Source organism: Antrihabitans spumae, assembly GCF_043944905.1.
Lineage (GTDB): Bacteria > Actinomycetota > Actinomycetes > Mycobacteriales > Mycobacteriaceae > Antrihabitans > Antrihabitans spumae.
Genome location: NZ_JBIMSN010000143.1, coordinates 1 through 22702, shown reverse-complemented (window position 1 = coordinate 22702; position 22702 = coordinate 1). Strand labels below are relative to the sequence as shown.

General features: G+C 64.6%; 18 protein-coding genes. 8 read left to right on the top strand and 10 right to left on the bottom strand.

Features of this window, described 5'->3' with window-relative positions; genetic code table 11:
• Positions 1-102: 102 nt before the first annotated feature.
• The 7 genes from ACHIRB_RS27775 to ACHIRB_RS27745 form a co-directional block, all read right to left on the bottom strand.
• Complete coding sequence (locus ACHIRB_RS27775; protein WP_395125768.1) at positions 103-741, bottom strand: AAA family ATPase; 639 nt, start codon at positions 739-741, stop codon at positions 103-105.
• Positions 742-828: 87 nt separating this feature from the next.
• Positions 829-4569, bottom strand: coding sequence for a multifunctional oxoglutarate decarboxylase/oxoglutarate dehydrogenase thiamine pyrophosphate-binding subunit/dihydrolipoyllysine-residue succinyltransferase subunit (locus ACHIRB_RS27770; protein WP_395125769.1), 3741 nt, complete (start codon positions 4567-4569; stop codon positions 829-831).
• Positions 4570-4726: 157 nt separating this feature from the next.
• Positions 4727-8482 (bottom strand): ABC transporter ATP-binding protein, encoded by a 3756-nt coding sequence (locus ACHIRB_RS27765; RefSeq protein WP_395125750.1) that lies wholly within the window; start codon positions 8480-8482, stop codon positions 4727-4729.
• A 48-nt stretch (positions 8483-8530) separates the two neighbouring features.
• Positions 8531-9298 (bottom strand): ABC transporter permease, encoded by a 768-nt coding sequence (locus ACHIRB_RS27760; protein ID WP_395119363.1) that lies wholly within the window; start codon positions 9296-9298, stop codon positions 8531-8533.
• Positions 9299-9300: 2 nt separating this feature from the next.
• A complete protein-coding gene (locus tag ACHIRB_RS27755; RefSeq protein WP_395119365.1) occupies positions 9301-10500 on the bottom strand; it encodes an ABC transporter ATP-binding protein in 1200 nt (399 codons plus the stop codon).
• 57 nt (positions 10501-10557) lie between these two features.
• The gene (locus tag ACHIRB_RS27750) at positions 10558-11433 is read right to left on the bottom strand and encodes an alpha/beta fold hydrolase (RefSeq protein WP_395119367.1); all 876 of its coding nucleotides are present in this window, start codon (positions 11431-11433) and stop codon (positions 10558-10560) included.
• Positions 11434-11518: 85 nt separating this feature from the next.
• On the bottom strand, positions 11519-12223 hold the full coding sequence (locus ACHIRB_RS27745; RefSeq protein ID WP_395119369.1) for a YbdD/YjiX family protein: 705 nt from the start codon (positions 12221-12223) through the stop codon (positions 11519-11521).
• Between the two features lie 116 nt (positions 12224-12339).
• Here ACHIRB_RS27745 and ACHIRB_RS27740 point away from each other — a divergent pair, with 116 nt between their 5' ends.
• Positions 12340-13188 carry a helix-turn-helix domain-containing protein gene (locus tag ACHIRB_RS27740; RefSeq protein WP_395119371.1) on the top strand — a complete coding sequence of 283 codons (849 nt, stop codon included), beginning with the start codon at positions 12340-12342 and terminating at the stop codon, positions 13186-13188.
• Positions 13185-13577 carry a VOC family protein gene (locus ACHIRB_RS27735; protein WP_395119373.1) on the top strand — a complete coding sequence of 131 codons (393 nt, stop codon included), beginning with the start codon at positions 13185-13187 and terminating at the stop codon, positions 13575-13577. The genes ACHIRB_RS27740 and ACHIRB_RS27735 overlap by 4 nt, the downstream gene beginning before the upstream one ends.
• Here ACHIRB_RS27735 and ACHIRB_RS27730 read toward each other — a convergent pair.
• On the bottom strand, positions 13562-14590 hold the full coding sequence (locus ACHIRB_RS27730; RefSeq protein WP_395125751.1) for a glutathione S-transferase family protein: 1029 nt from the start codon (positions 14588-14590) through the stop codon (positions 13562-13564). The two genes, ACHIRB_RS27735 and ACHIRB_RS27730, sit on opposite strands and share 16 nt — an antisense overlap.
• 105 nt (positions 14591-14695) lie before the next feature.
• Between ACHIRB_RS27730 and ACHIRB_RS27725 the strand changes: the two genes are divergently transcribed.
• The 4 genes from ACHIRB_RS27725 (at position 14696) to ACHIRB_RS27710 (ending at position 18968) form a co-directional block, all read left to right on the top strand.
• Positions 14696-15340: a PadR family transcriptional regulator gene (locus ACHIRB_RS27725; protein ID WP_395119377.1), complete on the top strand. Its 645-nt coding sequence runs from the start codon at positions 14696-14698 to the stop codon at positions 15338-15340.
• Positions 15341-15407: 67 nt separating this feature from the next.
• Positions 15408-16817 carry a DHA2 family efflux MFS transporter permease subunit gene (locus ACHIRB_RS27720; RefSeq protein WP_395119514.1) on the top strand — a complete coding sequence of 470 codons (1410 nt, stop codon included), beginning with the start codon at positions 15408-15410 and terminating at the stop codon, positions 16815-16817.
• Between the two features lie 10 nt (positions 16818-16827).
• The gene (locus ACHIRB_RS27715) at positions 16828-17613 is read left to right on the top strand and encodes an enoyl-CoA hydratase/isomerase family protein (RefSeq protein ID WP_395119379.1); all 786 of its coding nucleotides are present in this window, start codon (positions 16828-16830) and stop codon (positions 17611-17613) included.
• Between the two features lie 101 nt (positions 17614-17714).
• Complete coding sequence (locus ACHIRB_RS27710; RefSeq protein WP_395125752.1) at positions 17715-18968, top strand: class I adenylate-forming enzyme family protein; 1254 nt, start codon at positions 17715-17717, stop codon at positions 18966-18968.
• Here ACHIRB_RS27710 and ACHIRB_RS27705 read toward each other — a convergent pair.
• Both ACHIRB_RS27705 and ACHIRB_RS27700 read right to left on the bottom strand, forming a co-directional pair.
• Positions 18927-19682, bottom strand: coding sequence for a tyrosine-protein phosphatase (locus tag ACHIRB_RS27705; RefSeq protein WP_395119383.1), 756 nt, complete (start codon positions 19680-19682; stop codon positions 18927-18929). The two genes, ACHIRB_RS27710 and ACHIRB_RS27705, sit on opposite strands and share 42 nt — an antisense overlap.
• A gap of 53 nt (positions 19683-19735) precedes the next feature.
• Positions 19736-21280 (bottom strand): molybdopterin-dependent oxidoreductase, encoded by a 1545-nt coding sequence (locus tag ACHIRB_RS27700; protein WP_395125753.1) that lies wholly within the window; start codon positions 21278-21280, stop codon positions 19736-19738.
• An 83-nt stretch (positions 21281-21363) separates the two neighbouring features.
• On the opposite strand from ACHIRB_RS27700, the gene ACHIRB_RS27695 reads away from it, so the two are divergent.
• Both ACHIRB_RS27695 and ACHIRB_RS27690 read left to right on the top strand, forming a co-directional pair.
• Positions 21364-22002 carry a TetR/AcrR family transcriptional regulator gene (locus ACHIRB_RS27695; RefSeq protein WP_395125754.1) on the top strand — a complete coding sequence of 213 codons (639 nt, stop codon included), beginning with the start codon at positions 21364-21366 and terminating at the stop codon, positions 22000-22002.
• Positions 22003-22007: 5 nt separating this feature from the next.
• Positions 22008-22640, top strand: coding sequence for an alpha/beta hydrolase (locus ACHIRB_RS27690; protein WP_395125755.1), 633 nt, complete (start codon positions 22008-22010; stop codon positions 22638-22640).
• Positions 22641-22702: the final 62 nt, after the last annotated feature.

Genomic DNA, 22702 nt, shown 5'->3' with positions numbered 1-22702 from the left:
CGGCTGCGCCGGGTGCTGTCGCCTGCCCACTCACCTACCCATTTTCGAGCCAGTCCTTTTGGTGGTTCCGCCCTCCGAAAGGACTCACGAGCGGCGTAGCCGCTACAGATGCCGCAGATACCGCTGGGGAGCGTCGAGGAACGCGCGCCAATTGCGCACGACGTCCAGGTCGTCCCACTCCGGGTACTCGATGCCCTCGTCGGTGAGTTCCCAGATACCTGCGCCCGGGCACGCGGCGAGGACCGGTGAATGCGTCGCCATGATCACCTGTGACCCCTCGGCTACCAGATCGGCGATGACGCCGAGCAGGGCAAGGCACGACTGGAACGACAGTGCGGCTTCCGGTTCGTCGAGCAACCACAGACCGATGCCGATCGGACGTTCGGCGACATAGCGCAGGAACGACTGTCCGTGCGACAGCTCGCTCCACACCGCGTCTGTCTTTCGAACCCGCCGACCGTCTTCGTCAGCGAACAGCTGATGCATCGATTCCGATCGGAGAAAGCAACCGCCGTGCGGACGTGGTTGTGCACCGATGCAATCCAGATGGTTGCGAAGATCTGTGTCACCCGCCCCCGAACCCGCCGACCACATCGAATCCTGCGCCCGCAGACCGCCTTCCCAACTGCCTGCGATCGACTCGACGAGCGTCGACTTCCCGACCCCGTTCTCTCCGACGATCACCGTCACAGGCGAATCGAATTCGATGCCGTCGTCGCGCAGAGTCGCGATCACAGGCAGGTCGAAATACCACGCGCCCGGATCGAAGTTCGCCCGAGGGTGAAGTTCGACCCGCGCGAGTGGCGGTCGTGTATCTCTTTCCAGCACTTAGTCGTTCGGACCGAACGCCCTGTCGAGGATGTCCTGCTGTTCGACCGCGTGCACCTTGCTCGAACCCGAGGACGGTGCCGACATCGCACGCCGCGAGATGCGCTTGATACCGGTCAACTTCTCCGGCAGGTACTCCGGTAGGTACAGACCGAACGTCGGCCATGCACCCTGGTTCGCCGGCTCCTCCTGCACCCAGAAGAATTCGGTCGCGTTCGGGTAGCCGTCGAGCGCCTCGTTGATCCGGTACCTCGGGATCGGGTACAGCTGCTCGATTCGCACGATCGCGATGTCGTCGCGATTCTCCTTCTGCTTCTTCGTCAGCAACTCGTAGTACAACTTGCCGCTCGTGAGCAGCACGCGCTTGACCTTGCTCCGGTCGCCGTCGCCACTCTCGTAGGTCGGCTCGTCGAACACCGAGTGGAACTTGCCGTCCGTGAAGTCCTTGACGTTGCTCACCGCAAGTTTGTTGCGCAGCATCGACTTCGGCTCGAACACGATCAACGGACGACGAATACCGTCGTTCGCGTGGCGGCGCAGCAGGTGGAAGTAGTTCGCCGGTGTCGACGGAACCGCAACCGTCATCGAACCTTCGGCGCAGAGCTGCAGCCAACGCTCGATACGACCCGACGTGTGGTCGGGACCCTGCCCTTCGTGACCGTGGGGGAGCAGCACGACGACCTCGGAAAGCTGACCCCACTTGGCTTCACCGGACGAGATGAACTCGTCGATGATCGGCTGCGCGCCGTTGACGAAGTCGCCGAACTGGGCTTCCCACAACACAAGTGCGTCCGGGTTGCCGAGCGAGTAGCCGTACTCGAAGCCGAGCACCGCGAATTCGCTCAACGACGAATCGTGCACGGCGAACCGACCGGGGTTCTCGGTGCCGATGTTGTGCAACGGCGTGTACTCGGCACCGGTCTTGCGGTCGATGATCACACAGTGGCGCTGCGTGAACGTGCCGCGTCGGACGTCCTGGCCGGTGAGGCGAACGCTCTTGCCCTCGTCGATCAAAGTGCCGAACGCCAGTTCCTCGGCGAAGGACCAGTCGATGTTGCCCTCGTACGCCATTTCTCGACGACGTTCGAGCACCGGCTTGACCCGCGGGTGGACCGAAAAGCCCTCCGGCACATTGACGAACGCGTCGCCGATGCGCTGCAGGATCGACTTGTCCACGGCCGTGACGAGTTTGGTCGGGATGACCTGATCCATCTCGACCGACTTGGTCGGCTCGGCCTTGTACTTCTCCAGTTCGCGCACCTCGTTGAACACCCGTTCCAGCTGGCCCTGGTAGTCGCGCAGTGCGTCCTCGGCCTCCTTGAGCGAGATGTCGCCACGACCGATGAGCGATTCGGTGTAGGTCTTGCGGACGCTGCGCTTGGTGTCGATCACGTCGTACATGTACGGCTGTGTCATCGACGGGTCGTCGCCCTCGTTGTGGCCACGACGGCGGTAGCAGATCATGTCGATGACGACGTCCTTGTGGAACTGCTGCCGGAAGTCGACTGCGAGTTGCGATACCCACGTGCACGCTTCCGGATCGTCGCCGTTCACGTGGAAGACCGGTGCTGCCACCATCTTTGCGACGTCGGTGCAGTACTCGCTCGAGCGTGACAGTTCCGGAGCGGTCGTGAAACCGATCTGGTTGTTGACGACGATGTGAATCGTGCCGCCGGTGCGGAAGCCACGAAGGCCCGCGAGGTTGAGCGTCTCGGGAACGACGCCCTGGCCCGCGAACGCGGCATCGCCGTGCAGCATCAGCGGCAGAACCGAGAAGCCGCCTGCGCCGTCACCCTTGTCGAGCAGATCCTGCTTCGCACGAACCAAACCTTCGAGCACCGGATCGACTGCTTCCAGGTGTGACGGGTTGGCGGTGAGCGAAACCTCGATGTCGTTGTCGCCGAACATCTGGATGTAGGTGCCCGATGCGCCGAGGTGGTATTTGACGTCGCCGGACCCGTGCGCCTCCGACGGATTCATGTTGCCTTCGAACTCCGTGAAGATCTTGGAGTACGGCTTGCCGACGATGTTGGCGAGCACGTTGAGGCGACCGCGGTGTGGCATCGCGATGACGACCTCGTCGAGGCTGTGCTCCGCGCTCTGATCGATGACGGCGTCCATCATCGGAATGACGGTCTCGGCACCTTCGAGGGAGAAGCGCTTCTGGCCGACGTACTTCGTCTGCAGGAACGTCTCGAACGCCTCGGCGGCGTTGAGCTTGCTCAGAATGTACTTCTGTTGCGCGACAGTCGGTTTGACGTGCTTCTTCTCGACCCGCTCCTGCAGCCACTTGACCTGGTCCGGTTCGAGAATGTGCATGTACTCGACGCCGACGTGGCGGCAGTAGGAGTCGCGCAGGATGCTGAGCACATCGCGGAGCTTCATCCGCTCCTTGCCCTGGAAACCGCCGACGTTGAACTCGCGGTCGAGGTCCCACAGTGTCAGCCCGTGGGTGATGACGTCGAGGTCCGGGTGGCTGCGGAACTTGTCCTTGACCAGTCGCAGCGGATCGGAATCAGCCATCAGATGGCCGCGCTGGCGATACGCCGCGATCATCTCGAGCACACGTGTGCTCTTGTCGACGCCACGTTCGCGGATGTCCTTGCGCCAGCGAATCGGCTCGTACGGAATCCCCATCGCGTGGAAGATCTCGTCGAACAGTTCGTCGCTGATCAGCAGGTTGTGAATCGTCTTGAGGAACTCGCCCGACTCCGCACCCTGAATGATCCGGTGGTCGTAGGTCGAGGTGAGGGTCATCAACTTGCCGACGCCGATGTCGGCGATCCGCTCGTCGCTCGCACCCTGGAATTCGGCGGGGTACTCCATCGCACCGGCACCGACGATCGTGCCCTGGCCCGGCATCAAACGCGGCACCGAGTGCACCGTTCCGATGGTGCCGGGGTTGGTGAGCGAGATCGTGACTCCGGCAAAATCCTCGCCGGTCAGTTTGCCGTCGCGCGCACGGCGAACGACGTCTTCGTAGGCAGCGTGGAACTGCGCGAAGTTCATCGTTTCGCAGTTCTTGATCGCGGCGACGACGAGCGTGCGTCCGCCGTCCTTGCCTGGCAGGTCGATCGCGAGGCCGAGGTTGGTGTGCGCTGGTGTCACCGCGTTCGGCTTGCCGTCGATCTCGGCGAAGTGCCTGTTCATGTTCGGCAGTGCCTTGACGCCCTGGACGATGGCGTAGCCGAGCAGGTGTGTGAAGGAGATCTTGCCGCCGCGAGTACGGGCGAGGTGGTTGTTGATGACCAGACGGTTGTCGATCATCAACTTCGCCGGGATGGCCCTGACGCTGGTCGCGGTGGGGATCATCAGCGATGCCGTCATGTTCTTGACGACCGCCGCCGAGGCGCCACGCAAAACCTTCGTCTCCTCGGCCTTGCCGTTGGACGCTGCCTTGGGGCTCGGGGCGTTCGACGACGGCGCCGGGGTGGACTGCGCCGCCCGATCGGAGCTCTTCGGGGCCGGTTGTGCTGCGGCGGCTTTCGGCTGCTCGGGCTTGGCTTTCGGAGCCTCGGCTTTGGCGGGCGCCTTCTCGGCAGGCTTTTCAGCAGCCTTAGGAGCTTCCTGCTTTGCTGCTGGAGCCTTCGCCGGAGGCGCTTGCTCGGTGGTTGCGGCCGACTTCGGAGGTGCCTCCGATTTGCCGTTCGCGGCGTCGGCCGCCTCTGGTGTGTAGTCCGTCAGAAACTCGTGCCAACTCTCGTCGACGGACGACGGATCGTCCTTGAATCGCTGGTACATCTCATCGACCAGCCATTGATTCTGTCCGAACTGGGAAGTGGAGCTGCTCACGGCAGGTGTTCCTCGTTTCCTTCTTCAATCCACAATCTGCACGTCTACTTTTCAAGGCTAGACCTGTCGTCTTAACGGCGCGCAGAATCCCTCCACTTGGTCTCGGCTACCGCTTCGGTGCGGCAAACGAGTCGAAGGCGGCCACTCCGTCGTCGATCGTCGAAGACCGGTCGCCTTCTGCGGCTTGCCAAAGCCGGGCATAAAGCCCGCCGGCGGATCGCAGCACTTCGTGTTCACCGACTTCGGCGATGCGACCGTCCGCTATGACAACAATCACGTCCGCACGCGCGGCTGTGGCGAGGCGATGCGCGACGACGACTGCTGTGCGGCGTCGTGTGACTGCTTTGCTCGCGCGCAGCACGGTCGCCTCGGTCGCGGGATCCAGCGTCGCCGTTGCCTCGTCGAGGAGCAGAATGTCCGGATCGACCAGTTCGGCTCTGGCGAGCGCGACCAATTGTCGTTCCCCTGCCGAGAGGCCCTGACCGCGCTCGCCGACAGGTTGTCGCATGCCGCCGGGAAGTGCGGCGATCGTCGCCGATGCCCCGACCGCAGCGGCTGCCGCCTCGATCTCTGCCCTGGTTGCGTCGGGTTTGCCGAAGGCGATGTTGCTCGCGACATCGCCGGTGAACAAGTGCGCTTCCTGCGGAACGACGCCGAGCGTCGCGCGGTACTGCCCGAGCGGGTAGCGGCGGATGTCGGTGCCGTCGACGCGGACCGTGCCGTCGGTCGGATCGTAGAAGCGGGCAATGAGTTTGACGATCGTCGACTTGCCTGCGCCGGTGCGCCCGACCAGCGCGACCGTGGCACCCGACGGGATGTTCAGTGTGACGTCGGTGAGCGCGTTCACGTCCGCCTTGTTGTAGCGGAAGCTGAGGTCGGCTAGCGCGATGTCTCCGTCGAGACGGGATCGAATCGGTACGACGTCGGCGGCTTCGACAGCCTCGATGGAACTTTCGGTTCGCAGCAGATCACGGATCCTTCGCAACCCGACCGCTGCCTGCTGGTATCCGTCGAACACCTGCGAGAGCTGTTGGATCGGGCCGAACAGCAGACCGAGGTACAGCACGAATGCCACAAGGGTTCCCGAACTTGTTTGCCCTGTCGCGACCTGGTGCGCCCCGAAGAAGATCACCCCGGCGAGGGCGAGATCGGACAGCATCGCGATGCCGGGAAAGTAGATCGAAATCGCGAGTTGCGATCGCATCCGACTGCGGCGATAACTCAGCGCGCGTTCGGCGAAGCGACGGGCGGCAAATGCTTCGCGCCGGTAGGCCTGCGCCGCCCGCAACCCGGTGATGTTCTCCTGGAAATCCGCGTTGACGATCGAGATGCGCTCTCGGGAAACGGTGTACGTCGCCGACGAGATGCGCCGGAACACGACTGTCGCGATGATCGCAGGGGGCAGGATGGCGAGTGCGACGAGCGCGAGGCCGGCGTCGGTGACCAGCAGCGCGACCGAGATACCGACGAGGGTCAGGATGGAAACGACAGCCGACGACAGGCCGGTCTGCAGGAACGTCGACAGTGCGTCTACGTCGGTGGTCATTCTCGTCATGATCCGGCCCGACAATTCGCGCTCGTAGTAGTCGAGGCCGAGGCGCTGCAGATGCGCGTAGCTGCGGACGCGCAGCCCGAACAACACCCGCTCGCCTGCCCGTGCGGTGATCACCGTCATCGCTGCGACGACGAACCAGTCGACGACGACAAGCACCATCGCGAAGGCACTCGCCTGCCACAACGCACTGGGTTGCTGCGGAACCACGCCGTAGTCGATGGCATGGCGCACGATCGCGGGGAAGGCGATGCTGATCAGGGAATCCGCTGCAAGACAAAGGATTACCAGTGTCAACAGGGAGGCGACGGGAGCCAGCAGGCGAGCCAGCCTGAAATTGGGATCCGGCTTGCGCAACTGTGTGGCGTCGGCTTGCGGCTCCTCGACCGCGGGCGGCAGGGCGGCAACCGCGGCGCGGAGTGCGGGCGTTGCCGCCATACCGCCGAGCGCGCTGTTCATCGGACCACCGCGTGGGGTCTGCGGAGTCTGTGCGGTCGTGCGTTCGCTCGGCTCCTGGCGATCCGGCCACAGATCGGCGTCGTTCCCGGTTGCCGAGGTGTCGGCATCGTCGTGTGCTGCCGTGGTCTGCGCGAAGCGCCGAAACGCGGCGCTGCGACGCGACAATTCGTCGATCGTTCCGCTGTCGACGATCTTGCCGCCGTCGAGTACTGCGACGCGATCAGCGAGAGCCAAAGTCGACATGCGGTGCGCGAGGATCAACGTGGTCCGCAGGCCGCGTGCAGGTAGGGCGTCGAAGATCGCGGCTTCGGTCTGGGCATCGACCGCGGAGGTCGCGTCGTCGAGGATAAGCACCCGCGGTTCGATGAGCATTGCGCGTGCCAGTGCGATGCGCTGCCGTTGGCCGCCGGACAGGGTGAGCCCACGTTCACCGACGACCGTGTCGTAGCCGTCGGCCAGTTCGGTGATGAAATCGTCGGCTGCGGCGAGGCGGGCGGCGTTGCGGATCTCGTCGTCGGTCGCCTCTGGCATGCCGAGCGCGATGTTCGCAGCGACGGTGTCGGAGAACAGAAACGGTTCGTCGAAGACAAGTCCGATCGCGGACCGCAGTTCGTCACCACGCAGGTCGGCGATGTCGATCCGACCGTGTTCGGTCGTCAATGCGATGCTGCCGTCGGTCGGTGCGTAGAACCTGGCGAGCAGTAGCGACAGTGCAGTCTTGCCTGCGCCGGCAGCGCCGACGATCGCAACGGTCTCGCCGGGTCGAACGGTCAGGTCGAGATCGGAGAGAATCTCACGCTCGGGCTCGAAACCGAAATGCACGGAACGGATCTCGATGCCGACCGGGCCGTCTGGCAGGTCGATCGTCGAGGCGCGGTCGGCCACGGCAGGCTCGGTGTCGATCACTTCGTACACCCGCTCGACCGCGGCGCGAGCGAGTTGGGCCATGATCACGACCGAGGACAGGGTCCGAGTTGTTGCCGTCATCGTCGCGACATAGGCAGCGAAGGCGAGCAGGGTGCCGACACTGATCGAGCCGTTCAGCGCGCGGTAGCCACCGAACGCGATCACTCCGACCAGCCCGACCTGTGGGAGTGCGGCCAAGCTCGGCGCGAATCGTGAATTGATCTTCGCGGCACGGAGTCGTTCGGCGTACAGCCTGCGGCCCAAGCCTTCCAGGCGGTCGACCATCCGTGCCTCTTGCCCGAAGCCCTTGACCACCCGAACGCCGGTGACGGTCTCCTCGACATGCTGCGCGAGGTCGGCCGCGCGCTGCTGAGCCGACCAGGTCGCAGCCCACAGTCGTGGCCGGATCCGGCAGACGAGGACGGCGATGACCACGACGACCGACAGCGCGACGAGCGTCAGCAGTGGCGAAAGCACGCTCATCACGGCGACCGCGAGCACGAACTGCACAGCGGCACCAGCAGACAGCGGGACCAGAGCGAGCAGGCCCTGAACGAGTTGCAGGTCGGTGATCGAGCGCGACACGACCTGGCCGGTACGAATCTCGTCCTGACCGCGGCCGTCGAGGCGTTGCAGCGAGGAAAGCAACGACAGCCGGAGGTCGTGCTGAACGTTCAGCGAGAGCTTGCCCGCGAGCATCCTGCGACCGAACTGAGCGCCGAACCGAATCAATGCCAGCGCCGCGAGCAACGCGGCGATAGCACCGATCCGTTCGGTCGTGCCTGCGTCGGCGGAATCGAGCGCCGCCTTGGTGAGCAGTGGACCCGCAATCTCGATTGCCGCGACGACCAAGGTGGCGCTCAGGGCGCCGATCGTCACGTACCTATGTGTCCAGCTCTGTTGCCACAGCTTGGCGATCCAGCCGGGTCCGTCGTCGCGTGCCATCGCTCGCCACGGTAGCTCGGACCTCCGACACCCGGCGGCACCGAGCGATCAGGTGACGTCGCGACGCCTCGCGACCAGCCAGCCTGCGCCGGCGATCACGACCACGTAGAACAGCACCATCAGCAGCGGCACCGGCCACGGTGCGATGCCCGCGTCGTCGCTGTCCAACTCGCCGACCGCTAGCGTCGAGGTGGTGACGCCGAACGGCATGTAGGAACGCGCGGAGTCGAGCCCGAAGCCGAAGAGGATAAGCCCGATGATGAGGTCGGCGATGGGGCCGATCACGACGACGAGCACGGCGGCAAGGCTCGACCCGAACAGCAGTCCGAGTCCGGCGCCGATGATCGACCACGCGACGACGACGAACAATCCTGCCGCGAGAACCTTGAACAGCAGTCCGTCGAACTCGATGTCGCCCTGGCCGAAGATCAGGATCACACCAACGCTGACGATCTCGACGACAAGCCCGTACAGCAGGCCGAATGCCGCCGATATCAACAACTTCGCGCCGATGACGCCATCGCGGCCGGACGCCGTCAGAAACGTCGGAGTGATGGTCTTGTGGGTGAACTCGGTGCCAGCGTTGAGGGCGCCGAAGATGGCAGCGAACAGGATCGCGAGAACGACGGCGATGAACAAGCCGATGAACGCGGCACCGGCCACCGCCTCGTCGAGGTCGAGGTCGGCACTCTGGTTTGCGATACCGGCGATGATCGCGCTGGCGAACAGTCCGACCGTCAGCGGAGCGATGAGCAACGCCCACCAGAACCGCAGCGTGGTGACTTTACGAAACTCCGATGTCAGGAGAGCAACCATGATCAGTTACCCCCGCCCGGCTGCTGGGGCTGGCTCGGCTGTTGCGGATCGCCGTACCCGGGTGGCGGTCCGTACCCGGGAGGTGGGGGTCCGTAGCCGGCGGGCGGTCCGTAGTTCTGTGGTGGTGGTCCGTAGTTCTGGGGCGGGGGAGCGTAGCCAGGCGCTTGGCCGTAGCCGGGCGGCGGACCATAGCCGGCGGGCGGCTGTCCGTATCCGGGTGGCGGGCCGTAACCGGGAGGCGGGCCCGGCTGACCGTGCTGAGCGACGAACTGCCCTGCCGTCATCGACAGGAAGAGCTGTTCGAGATCGACGGTTTCGGCTGCGACACCGAAGATCTGGATGTTCGCCGCCTCGGCGGCGGATGTGATGTCCTCGGTGCGCAGACCGACGACGGCAAGCCTGCCGTCGGGCAGCACCTGCGCGTCGGTCACGTTCTTCTCGGCGAGTGCTGTCGCGAGTCCGGCGGGGTTGGAGCTGCTCACGAGTACGCGACTGCGTCCGGACGCGCGGAGATCTTCGAGGGTGCCCTGGTAGACGAGGCTGCCACGGCTGATCATCACGATGTTGTCGACGGTCTGTTCGACCTCACGCAGCAGGTGGCTCGAAATGAGTACGGTGCCACCACGTTTGGCGTAGGACTTGAGGAAGTCGCGCAACCACGCGATGCCTTCGGGGTCGAGTCCGTTGGCAGGCTCGTCCAGGATCAACACGGGCGGATCGCCGAGCAGGGCGGTCGCAAGTGCCAGGCGCTGCCGCATGCCGAGGGAGAACGCGCCCGCCTTGCGGTTCGCGACCTCCGAAAGTCCGACCAGCGCAAGAACTTCGCTCGCGCGGGCATCTGGGACCCCGATCGCGCTCGCGTAGATCTTCAAGTGGCCCAACGCCGATCGCTTCGGATGCAGACTGAGCGAGTCGAGCACGGCGCCGACGGAACGTGCCGGATTGGCGATCGTCTGAAACGGGACACCGCCGACCGTCGCGAAACCCGATGTCGGCTGGATGAGGCCGAGCATCATGCGCAGGGTCGTCGTTTTGCCCGCACCGTTCGGGCCGAGGAATCCGGTGATCGAGCCGGGTGGTGCCGAGAAGCTCAAATTGTTGACCGCAGTGGTCGACTTGAACTGCTTGGTGAGGCTGTGCACCTCTAGAAAGGGCCCACCTGGCCCCTGTCGATCGTCCTTGGTCAATGAAGGACCGGTCATCGGCAAATCCCCTCGCATCGTCGAATCTCGGTCGAGGGTACCTGCCGGGATGTGCACTTACCCCGCGAGTCGAACCCGCGTCCGCACGAACGGCAGGACGGCATCGAGGAATTCGGCGGGCTTGTCGAGCTGAGGGCAATGACCGCAGTCTGCGATGACGACGACGCGACGCAGCGCACCGGCGAAGAAGCTGCGCGCCTTTCGCGACGGTGTCAGCAGGTCGTACTGCCCCCACAGCAGCATGGTCGGAACGGGTGAATCGAGAACCATTGCCCGGATCGGCAACTCGGCAATGCCGCGCAAGACACTGCGGCCGAGCGGAAACAGGCCGAGCACGCGCGATTTCTCGGCGTAGTGGGTGTCGAAACTTGTTCGTACCGTTGCCGATCCGGGCTGCAGCGGATGCCGCATGCTCGCGCCTGCATAGACGATGCCGATAGCCTTCTGCAACAGCGCCGCGGGCACGGGCACGGTGGCGGCTCGTAGCGCGAGTTCGGTCGGCGTCGAGAGGGCGACCTGCCAGAGGCGAGGTAGTCGATCGATGCCTGGCATGTCGGCGAGCACCAGGCTGCTCACCAATGTCGGGTGCGCGGACGCCAAGGCGAGAGCGGTCACTGCACCGAGCGAATTGCCGATGACCGCCACCGGCCCGCAGCCTTCGGTTTCGATCAGCTCGCGCAGTAGTTCGACGTAGCCGGGAATCAGTGGTTCCGACCAGTTCGGCGATGCCTTGCCGAAGCCGGGCAGATCGACCGAGAGGAGTCGATACCTCCGACCGAGGCTCGGCGTCACCTTGTGCCACGTCGACTTGTTGTCGGAGAAGCCGTGGATGAGCAGCATCGTGGCATCGCCACTGCCGGACCGTTCGACGTGCAACCTGGGCTTTTCGGACTGCTTGGTCGCGGTTTGCTTCGTAACGGAGTTGCGCGCCATCGGACACCACCTTCGTCGTGACAACACTGTCAATCGAGCGTGCGGTGACGTTACACGCTCGATTCGACGACAGGTGGGTTCGTTATCAACTCTCGATCGAAGGTTGAGGGTCCGGCTCGATGAGCAGCTGCTTTGCGGGCCAGTGAGCAGGCGGCGGACCGAACGCCTTGTGGGAGTTGCTGATGACGCCCTTACCGAGAACACGGTTGCCCGCGCCGCCGATGACGGCTCCGATACCGGCGGGAATGATCTTGCCTGCCATCAGCGCTGCGCGCTTGGCGACGAAGCGGGTGATGAACTTTTTCAGCAGGTTGTCGTTCATCGAGCCGATGCCGGGAATCCGGTTGGTCAGCAGCGTGCCCCAGTTCTTGGCCGAATGCCCGACCGTTCGCTCCACGATGTCCATGCCGCTGTCGCCGAGGGCGACGGCGAGGACGAGGGCGCGACGATTTTCGTCGTCGGTGGGTGCGATGCCGTGCACGGAGGCGACGGCAAGGGTCAGCAGGGCCGACGCTTCCAGGAAGAACGCCGTTTCGGCACCCGCCGCGGCGAGCGAGGCTGCCGTGCCGACACCCGGCGCAGCGGCTGCCGCGCCGACCGCGGTGCCGCTGCCGGTCACGGCGATCAGGAACAACTTCTCCATCCGCGCGATGATCTGAGCAGGTGTCTCGTCGGGGTGGGCACGCCGCATCTTGTCGACGTACTTCGCAACTGCGGGGGCCTGTAGGCGGCTACCGTCGTCGAGCACGGACCTGACCGTGCGCTCGACTCGCTCTTTCCAGAACGCCATCGAAAACCTGCCTATCCTCTGGGTGCTTGAACGGTGCTGTGCGGGTCGGGTGGAACTCTATGGCAACGAACCGGTTCGGCTGGTTTGTTCCTCCGAGACTCCTTACCCTGGAAAAGGTGACCGGAATCTCGGAGGGATCGTTTCGCCTCGCAGCACCGAGGTTGAGGCAATTCGTGCGGGGTTACAGCGGTTATCGCCTGCAGGGATTCGCCCCTGGCGAGCACGTCGGTATGCCGTCGCCGTATCTAACGGTCATCATCACGATCGGTGATCCCCTCGACATTTCCCGAGCTGTCGAACGTCCGCAGGATCGCAGTCGCTGGCACACTCTTGCCAGCGGAATCGCCTCGGTGCCGTGCACGATTTCCCACGACGGTAATCAGCACGGCATCCAGGCTGCCTTCACGCCGTTGGGGGCGCGCGCGATCTTCGGTGTGCCGACGGCTGCGCTCGGCGGCTGGATGGTCGAACTCGACGAGCTGATCGGTGCGGACGCCCGTGAACTGCGCGAACGGGTTGCGCTGCATGACGATTGGCCGTCACGATTCGATGTGCTCGACGAGATCTTCCTGCGGCGCGCCGACGATTACGTGATGGACCCGGCGCTGGAGCGCGCGTGGGGTCTGCTCGTCGGCAGCGGTGGCGGCAACAGGGTGGCCGAAGTCGCCACCGACGTCGGCTGGAGCAGGCGTCATCTCGTGAACAAATTCTCCGCCGAATTCGGTGTGACGCCGAAAGATTCGGCCAGGATCGCACGGTTCAGCGTGGCCCACGAGATGTTGCGGCAGACCGAGATTCCGCCGCTTGCCGAGGTCGCGGCACGGTGCGGTTACTACGACCAGGCGCACATGGCGCGAGATTGGCGGGACCTGGCAGGAATGGCGCCGTCGGTGTGGCGGGCGGCCGAAGTGTTCGCATTCGTCCAAGGCGAGAGTAGGGACGAGCTCGCAGACTGGACCGCATGACAACGAGCGATAATCCACTGATCTGGCCGACCTTTCGGTACAACGACGCTCACGCGGCAATCCGCTGGCTGGTCGAGTTGTTCGACTTCGAGACCGTCGCCGTCTACGGCGAGGGTGACACGGTCGAGCACGCCCAGTTGCGCGGTCCACTCGGTGGGGGCGTGATGCTCGGGTCCGCGCGATCCGAAGGGCCGCTGCAGGATTGGCAGGTGGCGAGCGGATCCGCCTACGTCGTCGTCGACAACCCGGACGAACTCTACGAACGGGCGGTCGCCGCGGGAACGCGGATCGAAATCGAACTACGCGACGAGGACTACGGTTCCCGCGGTTTCACCTGCCGCGATGCCGAAGGAGTCTTCTGGTCGTTCGGCACCTACTGCGGCGAGTAGTTCGCGCCGTTCGAGGCGGGGACAGCTTCGCTCGCAGGCGGTGGCGGTGGCGGTGTTCCATCACCGAAAGCTCTGCCGCCCAACGCTTCTCGACCGTGTGGTCCGAGCAGGTAGCTCAGGTCCGGACCCTTGGGAACGATCTGGCTCGGATTCAGGTCGGTGTGCACGACGTAGTAGTGCTCTTTGATCTGCGGGAAGTCGATCGTGTCGCCGAAGCCTGGCGTCTGGAACAGGTCGCGGGTGTAGTTCCACAGCACAGGCATTTCACTCAGTTTGTTCCGATTGGTCTTGAAGTGATTGTGGTAGACGGCGTCGAAGCGAATCAGTGTCGTGAACAGGCGCACGTCGGCCTCGGTGATCGAGTCCCCGACGAGGTAGCGCTGCTTCGCAAGCCGATCGGTCAGTTCGTCGAGGCGCGCGAACAGACGGTCGTAGGCCTTGTCGTACGCCTCCTGCGAACCCGCGAAACCGCAGCGGTACACACCGTTGTTCACATCGCGGAAGACGACGTCGTTCACCTCGTCGATCTCGCTGCGAAGCGCGGCGGGGTAGAGGTCGGGGGCGCCGTCGCGGTGGAACTCGGTCCACTCGGTCGAGAAGTCCAGCGTCATCTGCGGAAAGTCGTTGGTGACAACCTGTCCGGTCCCGACGTCGACGATCGCAGGCACGGTGATGCCGCGGTCGTAGTCGGGGAAGCGAGCGAGAAAGGCGTCCTGCAGACGTGGAATCTTCAATACGGGGTCGACGCCGCCGGGATCGAGATCGAAGGACCAGCTGCGCTCGTCGTGCGTCGGTCCACACATACCCATCGAGATGGCGTCTTCGAGTCCGAGGAGACGACGGACGATCACCGTTCTGTTGGCCCACGGGCACGCACGGGCGACGACTAGCCGGTAGCGGTTCGCCTCGACCGGGTACCCGTCGCGGCCATCCGCGGTGATCCGGGTCTCGATGTAGTTGGTGTCGCGCTTGAAGTCGTTCTCGGCAGATCGTGCTCCGGTGTCGGTGCTCACCCCCTCCACCATAGCCACCGGCAACGTATATTCCAGCTGGAATATTTGGCTTGGACTATGTCGGACGCTCGGCGTAGCGTCGCCGTGGTCAGGAGGTGCACACACATGGCAGCAACAGAGTCTCGGACGCAGTCGGCCGCGAAATTAGTGTCACCACTCGGGATAGCCGTACTCGCCCTGCTGTTCGAACGACCCATGCATCCCTACGAGATGTACCAACTGCTCGTGCAGCGGCACGAGGAACGCAACGTCAAGATTCGACCTGGCTCGCTCTATCACACGGTCGACCGGTTGGCTGGTGCCGAATTGGTGCGCGCGACGGGTATCGACCGGTTGGGTAATCGGCCCGAACGAACCACCTACGAGGTCACGACGTCCGGTCGCACCGCGTTGCGCGCCCGCCTCGGGGAGGCCCTCGCTACTCCGGTCGAGGAATATCCGCTGTTCCCGCTTGCCCTGGCCGAAGCTCACAATCTCGAATCGACCGTCGTCGTCGGCATGCTGAAGCAACGTATCGCTGCCCTGGAGGCCGGCGCGGACGAGCTGACGGCACTTGGTGACGGTGCCGCAGAAAACGGTGTGCCGCAGGTCTTTTGGCTCGACGTCGGATATCGGCGCGCTGTCGTCGATGCCGAGATCACCTGGCTGCGAGCGCTCGTCGTCGAGATAGCGGACGGGCAGCTGCCCTGGATGGGTCCCAACTACAAGCACGTGCAGTCGACGCCGACTGTCGCGGCCAACGAAACGTAAGGAACAACCCGTGGAAATCACACACAAGCCATGGCGGGCGCTGGGCGCGCTGTGCCTCGGCTTCTTCATGATTCTGCTCGACATGACCATCGTGTCCGTCGCGAATCCCGCCATCCAGGAGGACCTGCGTACCGACATCAACAGCGTCATCTGGGTGACGAGCGCGTACCTGCTCGCCTACGCCGTTCCGTTGCTGATCACCGGCCGTCTCGGTGACAAGTACGGACCCAAGAACCTCTACCTGACGGGCCTGGTCGTCTTCACGATCGCGTCGCTGTGGTGTGGCATCTCCGGCAGTATCGAAATGCTGATCCTCGCCCGCGTCTTCCAAGGTTTCGGCGCCGCGATGATGACCCCGCAGACGATGGCCGTCATCACACGAATCTTCCCGCCGGACAAGCGTGGAACCGCGATGGGTGTGTGGGGTTCGGTCGCCGGCGTCGCGTCGTTGGTCGGACCGATCGCAGGCGGCATCCTCGTCGATTCGCTCGGGTGGGAGTGGATCTTCATCGTCAATGTCCCCGTCGGACTGATCGCCTTCGCGTTGGCGTGGCGCTTCGTCCCGTCGCTGACGACGAACGACCACAAGTTCGACTTCATCGGGGTCGCGCTGAGTGCAATCGGCTTGTTCTGCCTGGTATTCGGTCTGCAGGAAGGCAACACCTTCGACTGGTCGGCATGGATCTGGCTGCTGATCGCCTTCGGCATCGCGGTGCTGATCGGTTTCGTCTACTACCAGTCGAAGACGCGAGTCGAACCGCTCGTGCCGCTCGTCCTGTTCAAGGATCGCAACTTCTCGCTCGCGAACATCGGCATCACGGCGATGGCGTTCGCGATCACGGCGATGATGCTGCCCGCGATGTTCTACGCCCAGCAGGTGCGCGGTTTTTCACCGACCAAGGCCGCGCTCGTCTTCGCGCCGATGGCGATCGTCACCGGCGTGCTGGCACCCTTCATCGGCAAGCTTGTCGATCGACTGCATCCGCGCTACATCCCCGCGATCGGCTTCCTGAGTTTCTCGGTCGCGCTTGCCTGGTTCGCCGCAATCATGGAGCCAGACACCGCAATCTGGAAGTACATGATCCCGATCGCGCTGATGGGCGTCGGCAACGCGTGCATCTGGGCGCCGCTCGCCGCCACCGCAACCCACGGCCTGCCGCCGCAACAGGCAGGCGCTGGCGCTGGTATCTACAACACAACTCGCCAGGTTGGGTCCGTACTCGGTAGCGCGGCGGTCGGCGCGCTGATCGTGTCTCGGATTTCCGCGAAAGCCAACGGCAGCGACTTCGCTATGGGCGAGCAGACCGGCCCGCTACCGCCACAGGCGCGCGAGCTGTTCAACTCCGCTCTCGCGGAATCGATGTTGCTCCCAGCCGGGATACTTCTCATCGGTGTGGTCGCCTCGTTGATGTTCGTCAGGCCGACCCGCGCTGAGCAGACCCCGGCACCCAAGAAAGACGTGATCCCTGCCGCCTAGGCTCAGGGGCATGAGCCCAACTCGACTCGAGCGAATCACGTCCGACGCCGGTGCACCCATTGCCGTGCTCACCTTCGATCACCCGCCGCTCAACCTGTTCGATCAGGCGATGTTCGACGCGATCACAGCCAACGTCGCCGAGCTTGTCGCAGACCCTCCGCGAGCAGTGCTGCTGCGCGCGGAGGGAAAGGTCGTCTCGGGTGGCGTCGACGTCCACATCTTCGACGGCTTGTCGATCGACGAGGGAGCAGCCTTGTGGCGCAAGCTCTTCGACGAGATCATCCATCCGCTGGAATCGCTGCCGTGCCCGGTCGTCTACGCGGCGCACGGACTGACGCTGACGGCGGCGTTCGAGATTGCGCTCGCGTGCGACATCATCCTTGCGTCGCCTCGGGCGAAGTTCGGCCTGGTCGAGACAGTGGTCGGTCTGACGCCGTCGATGGGCGGTCCGCAGCGTCTGGCCGAGCGTGCCGGATCGGGTCGGGCGCGTGAGCTCGTGATGACCGGCGGACTGTACGACGCAGCGACTCTGCACACGTGGGGCGTTGTGAACTCGGTTCACGACGACGTCGACACCGAGGCTCGCGCATTGGTCGCCCGCCTGGCGGCAGGCCCGACTCGCGCGCATCACGCGACCAAGCAGATCGTCGAGGCGTGGCGCTCCGGCGGCGTCGCGCATGCCGACGAGGTGACGCCAACGGTGTCGGGCGCGCTGTTCGCCACGTCGGACCTGAAAGGCGCGGTCCGCAGCTTCCTCGACGTCGGCCCAGGCAAGGCGACCTACACGGGGGAGTAGGCGCACTGCCTGTGCCGGACACCTCCGGCCGAGAACCCAGCTCCTCCGACGCAAATGTGACCCAGGCCATATAGTCGAGCAAGCAGACTTCTGGAGGTCGGATGGCGCCGACGCTGGTCGAGTACCCAGCGATACAGCCCCTCTCGCGAGACGATGCCGTCACGCGGAGTGGGGATGGTCTGCTGCACTACGGCGGACTGACCCCGTCGCTCACCGAGTTCCTCGACGTCCGCGCGCATCGGTATGCCAATCGTGAAGCGATTGTCGAGATCGGCGGACCGCGGATGACGTACCGCGAACTGTGGACCTCGGCGTCTCGGGTCGCGGGCGGGTTGCAGGATCGCGGCATCGGCGTCGGCGACAGGGTTGCCATCCGATTTCCGAACGGCGTTCGCTGGGTGCAGGCATTTCTCGGTGCGTTGCTCAGTGGAGCGGTCCCGGTTCCGGTCAATTACGCCTACGGTCCGCGAGCCACCGCTGCCTTGCTTGCCGACAGCGCGGCCGACTTCGTGCTCGAAGACGAATTGCCCACCGGGCGAGCGTTTATCGACGACGGTGCCTGTCTGAGTGAGATGGCGGTTCTCTGCTACACACGTGGCACAACCGGGCGGCCGCGGGGAGTCGAGCTCAGCAACGAGAACGTGCTCTCTGCTATCGAATCCGTCGTGCACGCAGAAGGCTTGTCGCGGGACGGAATTCGAAATCTCGTGCTGCTTCCGCTCGCCTACGCGATGGGGTGTGTCGATCAGCTGCTGCCGACGCTGGCCGTGGGCGGAACAGTCGTCGTTGCGCCTTCGCTGGATCCCGAACAGTTCCGCTACACACTCGGCGCCGAGCGGATCGACGTCGTGACGGCAACGCCAGCCGACTACGACAGCCTCGTCTCCGGTCGCGGACTGCGCGCCTCGAATACGGCTGGAGTACGTAAGATCTGCTGTGCTGCAGGCGCTTTGAGCGACGAAGCCGCAGCACGGTTGCGGTCGGTCTTCCCGGCAGCCAGGCAGTGGTCGTGGTGGGGAGCGACAGAGACGAGTGGCGTCGGACTCACGTTGCCCGACGAGTTGTCGTCCAAACGCCCCGGCACCGTCGGCGTCGCGTTCGGCGGCACCGAACTTGCGCTGTGGGGCGACGAGACCGACAGCGGCCGTGGTGAACTGCTGTGCCGTGGGCCGAACGTGATGCGAGGCTATTGGCGCGACCCAGCGTCCACTGCCCGTAGGTTCACCGGAAACTGGTTCCACACAGGCGATGTCGTCGAGATCGATCGCGAAGGTTTCGTTCGGATGATTGCGCGGCGAACCGACGTCGACGTGTCAGTCGAGCAGCCGATCGCGCAAGCGGCGCAACACATCTGAGTCGATGCCGATCGCGTCCAGATACTCCGGCATCCCGCCGTACTGATCCTGGACCGTCTTCATCGCCCGGCGATAGTAGTCCTCGTGGACGCCGAGAAGTTGGTCCGACAGGTTGGCTTGTTCGCCGTACCGGGCCGACACCATCGCACGTAGCGGCGCGATGCCGTCGTTGCTGCGGAGGAAGTCGGTAATGATGTCCTCCTCGCGCACCTCGATCGCGTGCAAGAGCGTGATAGCCGTCCAACCCGCGCGATCCTTACCGGCGGCACAATGCCACAGCGCGCGGCTGTCCGCATTTGCAAGCGTGGTGAGAAGGTGGGCGATGGCGAGATGCGCGCCGGGCAGGGTCGGGAATTGCTCGTAGGCGGTGGCAAGGAAGTCGTGGGCGCGGTCTTGGGAGTCCAAGCGCGGTGCTTCGTGCGGCGCGGCTTCGTCGTCGTCGAGATGATATGGAACTTCGTGTAGTGCAACACCTTCCGGGAGGCGGTCCGCTCCGGCCTTTACCGTCTCGGCGGCGCTACGTAGGTCGAAGACATCGGTGATGCCCAACGTGAGCAGCGATTGCCGGCCGTCGGAGTCGAGGTCGGCCAACTGGGCCGATCGAAACACGATCCCTGGCCGCACGGTGCGTCCGTCGTCGGTCTGCAGGCCACCCAGATCACGGAAGTTCCAGGTGCCGGACAGGAAGAACTGATCTTGGGCAGCATCGGTCACGCCTTCGACGATAGGCGCTGCGGGCGTGGCAGTCCCGTCGGCCCGGCGTCTCACTACTCGACCTTCACAGTCGTCTCGGGCCAGCCGGTGGCACCGTCGGGAACAACGTCCGCCTCGTCGGAGGTCTGCGTCTCGCCGGTGCCGTCTGTCGCCCGCGCACGGATCACGTGTCTGCCGGGCTCGGCGTCCCACTCGAACGCCCATTGGCGCCAGGTGTCGATCGACACCTCGTCAGCGATGCGTGCCTGCTGCCATGGTCCGTCGTCGATCTGGATCTCGACACCGCGGATGCCTCGATGCTGCGCCCACGCGACGCCGGCGACCATCAGTCGCCCGGCCTGCAGTTCCGACGACCATTTCGGTGTGTCGATCCGGCAGCCCGTCTTGATCGGACCGCGTTCGGACCACCCACGTTTGGTCCAGTACGCCTTGGCGCGGTCGAAGCGGGTCACCTCGATGTCGGTCACCCATTTCGTCGCGGAGACGTAGCCGTAGAGGCCCGGAACGACGAGTCGGGCAGGAAAGCCGTGGCTGACGGGTAGCGGTTCGTCGTTCATCCCGATCGCCAGCATCGCGTCGCGGCCGTCGAGCAGGACTTCGAGCGGAGTTCCCGCCGTGAAGTCGTCGATGCTCGTCGACAGCACCATGTCGGCGCCGGGTTGCACGCCGGCCTCTTCCAGCAGGTCCTTCAACGGATAGCCGAGCCACTTGGCGTTGCCGATCAGGTCGCCGCCGATGGGGTTGGACACACATGCGAGCGTGACGACTCGTTCGATCGGCTTGCGTGCCGACAGGTCGGCGAAGCTGAGCCGGATTTCGCGATCGACCATGCCGTGGATCCGCAGCGACCATTCGTCCGTCGTCAGCTGCGGAACGACGAGTGCGGTGTCGATGCGATAGAACTGCGAGTTGGGCGTCACGTAGCTGGCAAGGCCAGGAACCTTGAAGTCGGCACCGGTCGGTGCGGGTAGCGGGGGAGCCGCGACGGTCGGCAGGCGGACCGCATCGCGGCTGGCGGAGACGTCGCGCGCGTTCGAGCCCCAGATCCGGCCCCCGATACCGGCGAATGCCGCTACTGCGCCCGTTGCCAGCACCATGCCGAGAAATTCGCGTCGGTCTCCAACGGATACCTGTGCGGACGTCGGTGCTTCGGGTGCGTCGACAAGAGTGCTCTGCTCCAACTTGCCGGTGAGCCAACGCAATACGGCTATACCGACCGCCACGCCCAGGATCGAGGGGACCGCGTAGGTCGGGGACGCGTCGGATCGCGTCACGCAGGCCGCAACGGACAGCACACCGAATACGGCGAACAATGCCGAACCGTATGGTCGCGACCGTCGCTCGACGATGCCTGCGACGGCTGCAACGACAATGCTGACCGCGACCATCGTGAGGAAGAGAACTGTTTTGTCCGACGTGCCGAATTGCTCGATCGCCCAGCGTTCCAGGCCGAGCGGCGTCAGCTCGACGACGACGTCGCCGACGGCGGGTAGTGGGGCGCTGTTCGGACCGATCGGCGCGGACACCAATTCCGCGACACCGAGGATGGCGCCTGCGGAGACCAATCCGGCGAGAGCGCGCAGGCTCCTGTTGACCACATCTCGAGGGTAGCGGGATATCGTGATCCGCTGCGCGAGGTGTTCGGCGTCTCATCCGGGTGGCCGAGACATACGATCGATGGATGGTGAATCGACCGACGACGGACGAGCGCAGTGGTCTCGTTGCCTCGGCGCTGACGATCGCCGAGCGCAAAGGGATCGACGCTGTCAGCGTCGCTTCGGTGGCCGACAAGCTCGGCATACCGATCGAGACGATGCGGGCGTGCTTCGCCGACGACGAGGCGTTACTCGGTGCACTCGCCGAATCGATGGTGCTGCGACTGAGTAGTTCCATGCACGCTGCGTTGAGCGCGGCCGCGGAAAGCGCTGATGTCCGCGGTGAGCGTGGCTTGCGGATACTTGTGCACAGTGGGCTGAGCGCGATGTGGCAGATCATCGAAGCGACTCCGGCAGAACAGATTCTGTCCTACGAGTTCGGCTTCCATTCGATGAGTCGCGGTGGAGGCGTCGGCGCCGTGGCCAGACTCCCGTTCGCCGCGGAACAGTATCGCGTGATGGACGCCGAAGCAGCGACGTTCCTCACCGAATGCGCGCGACGGACCGGCACGACCTGGTTGGAGCCGGTTCCCGCGATTGCGCGTTTCGGTGTCGCGCTGCTCGACGGTTTGGTGCGGCGCTGGCTGGTCGATCACCGATCCGAGGCGATGATCGCGCAACTCGACGACCTCGCAGGCATCATCGCGTCGAAAGCTATCGAGTAGGCGTCATGCCGTTTTTCGATGGCGCGGGCGGTCAGGTGCATTACCGGCGCTGGCAGGTCCAGAATCCGCGCGCGGGAATGGTGTTTCTGCACGGCAGTCGCCAGCACAGCGGTCAGTACCACCGATTCGCGCGCGGGCTGAATGCGCTGGAGATCGAGGTGTGGGCACTCGACCATCTCGGCCACGGGCTGTCGGAAGGTGTGGTCGGGGAGTTGGCGCCGATCGAGGATCTCGCCCACAATGCGGCGTTGCTGATCGACATCGCAAGGCGGGATCAGCCCGACCTGCCGCTCACCCTCATGGGGCATTCGCTGGGTGCGGTGACGGCGGTCGTCGCGTTGGCGAAGGCCCTGACTACACAGCCTGTTGTGGCCGTAATTCTCTGTGGGACAACGAAATCCATTGCGCGAGCAGATGTTGCGCTACCCGGTCCGGCGACCTTGCTCGTCCACGGCGTCGACGACAGGCTTGCGCCCATCGACGCGGTACGGGAATGGGTGGCGGGCAGCAGAAAGGCCGACGTCGAGTTACGAGAATATGCCGACGCCGGCCACGATCTCCTGCACGAACCGGTCCACGCAACTGTCACCGCGGACCTTGGCGACTACGTCGCTCGTGAGTCTTTTCGGCGGTCCTGACCACCGAAAAGACTAATGGGGGTGGATCGGCGGGAACGGTTTCGTGACGGAGCTGTTTCGGG